The sequence below is a fragment of the Kitasatospora sp. MBT63 genome, assembly GCF_000710465.2.
Classification (GTDB): Bacteria; Actinomycetota; Actinomycetes; order Streptomycetales; family Streptomycetaceae; genus Kitasatospora.
On record NZ_JAIZ01000429.1, the window covers coordinates 1 to 1,177 of the forward strand.

General features: G+C 67.6%; 1 protein-coding gene. It reads right to left on the minus strand.

All coding sequences use genetic code 11. From position 1 onward, the window contains the following. Positions 1-654, minus strand: a 654-nt coding sequence (locus AA75_RS23855; RefSeq protein ID WP_033822253.1) for an RNA ligase family protein, incomplete at its 3' end; no start/stop codon positions are given. Between the last annotated feature and the right edge of the window lie 523 nt (positions 655-1,177).

Genomic DNA, 1,177 nt, shown 5'->3' on the forward strand with positions numbered 1-1,177 from the left:
CGCGACCCGAGTGGCGGGAATGACCTCACCCAACCACCGGTGCGCGTCCTCGATGCTCGAAGGCAGCGACGAGGCAGGCACGGCGCCGAGACGCGGGGTGAGCGAGAGGCCCTCGGCAGCAGCGAAGTCCAGCAGATCCGGCTCCTCGCACCACTGCTGGCCTCCGTTCTCCCGCCAGGTGGACACCTGGGCCACGGTCCGGTCGAGCACGGAGATCGGCACGTTCGCCACGTCGAAAAGGCGGCACCCGATGAGTCCGCTGCCCTGGTACTGCTTAGCCGCGCTGCCGATCTTGTCTCCGTACACCTCCAGGTACAGGACGGTGATGCCCGCGCCGGTAAACCGGACCCCCGTGCTGAGCCGCTCGGCGAGAGGCTTGAGAGCGTTGACGATGCCCTGCGCCGGGTTGGCAATCCGATCGCCCTTGGCATACAGCAGCTCTTCGCGGGAGCCGATGAAGAAGTCACCGTCTTCGAGCAGGATGATCCTCCCGTTCGTGCCGTCCACCTTCTCGGTGAGCACCACCTCGCCAGTGAACGGCGTCGGGGTTTCGAGCAGGCCACCGTTGCGAGGATCGAGCTGGTGGTACGTCGGGATCGACGGGTACTTGGTCGCGGTGTTCAGAACACCGAGGTTGAGCGGAACCGGGCGCATGAATTCTCCAAGAGGGTAGATCAAGTACTGGGCTGGCTGGCCGACCCCGCGAAGCGCGGAGACACGAGCAGGACTAGGAATAAGTTACAGCATTCGCTGTTATATTGCAACTCTCATGAGCGGTAACTCGGTCGCCCCACCCGCCGACGACCGAAGGCCCCAGCTCACCCCCGCCGGCCGGACAGCAGCGGCGACAGTAGCCATCGGGAAGGGCCGGACGGGCGGCCAGGAGGCGGCGAGCCAGTGCGGACAGTAGCGGCACGGCCACGGCGAACAGCGGACCACGGTCACGGGGGCCGCCCCCGGAGCGACCAGCCCCCGGCGACGGCAGGGCAGCGGCCACCAACAGCCGACCCGAGCCTTTATGAAATAAGTTACATCGCCTGCTTGCGCAGCCCCAGCCCCCGCCCGGCGCGCCGGCGGCATCACCCCCCAACCCCCAAAAACCCGTCCACGCCAGCGCCCCAACACCTGACCCGTCCCGCCCTACCCCACACCCGCACCCACCGCACCCGCACCCGCA